Source organism: Bacillus sp. P4_D3 (assembly GCF_056401855.1).
In genome coordinates this window covers 1-1,013 of sequence record NZ_JBFUIN010000972.1, presented here as the reverse complement: position 1 = coordinate 1,013, position 1,013 = coordinate 1, and the positions used below count along the sequence as shown (strand labels likewise).

Sequence of the window (1,013 nt, the reverse complement as noted above, 5' to 3'; positions counted from 1 at the left end):
ACATTTTGTATTTGCTGTGATGACCAGAACAACCCTTGCGATGAATGTAACCATGAAGACAATGATTATGATTGTTAGTTTATGTATTTACTTATCTATCATTTCTCATTTCTTAATAAAATAGCATTTTTGTTTATAAATTTTACACATTTAAACTAGACAAGCATATGTTATTATATGGAGATCCCCTCCACTCATAAGATTCTTACCTTTCTAAGAGTACGTTTATAGGCGTGCTCTTTTGATTTTTTATTCAATAACGATTTTTACATCCACACGCTTCTTACTAAGCTTCATTGCTAAATAAAGCTGGATATATTTTTTCTATTTTTGAATGTATAATCCAAAACTTATTACTAGAAACCGTACAAATACTAATAGCTCTTCAAAAATAGAAGCACATGCTTCTATGGCAAAAGACAATTCGAGTTGACGAATTTGATTTTTCTCATCATCAAAATCGGAAGCTACAACTTTTTATTAAATACAGCTTCAGCCTTATGACCTTGCAGTATATATTGACAATACTTTAGCTAGTCATAGAAAATCTTATGGAACAATCGCGATATATATAAATCCAAATACTTCTCAACGGATAGGATTATGGACAGTATATGATCCATCAAGATATTTAATATATTCCTAATTYGGTTGGGTAAGTAATAGACCAATTAATCCATAATAAGAAAAAGAGGCTGCGAAATAATTACAGCCTCTTTTCTTTAATCGCATTTTTCTATTTGGTCGCCTTCTTCACCTGCATTTTCTGCCGAACTATCCGTTCCGCCTCCCACTGCATGTTGCTGTTTGGTATTAGAACTTTCGATGGCAGCGTTGGTTCCCGCTGCACTGTCTTCTCCGCCACCACTTGCCACTTGAGTAGCACCAGCCTGTTCCTTACGGGTTTTATTAATTTGATTATTGATGATAAGTATAAATTCTGCCTCTTCATCCGAAGTCTCTTTTTTCATTTTATGCGGCTCAATCTGGTCCCCACTAATTCCCTTATTTAT

2 pseudogenes are annotated in these 1,013 nt (G+C 34.0%); one reads left to right on the top strand and one right to left on the bottom strand.

From position 1 onward, the window contains the following. Positions 1 to 78: pseudogene (locus AC1DTM_RS28445) on the top strand (exosporium protein D); the annotation flags it as partial. Between the two features lie 644 nt (positions 79 to 722). Here AC1DTM_RS28445 and AC1DTM_RS28440 read toward each other — a convergent pair. Beyond that, positions 723 to 1,013, bottom strand: a pseudogene (locus tag AC1DTM_RS28440) (hypothetical protein); the annotation flags it as partial.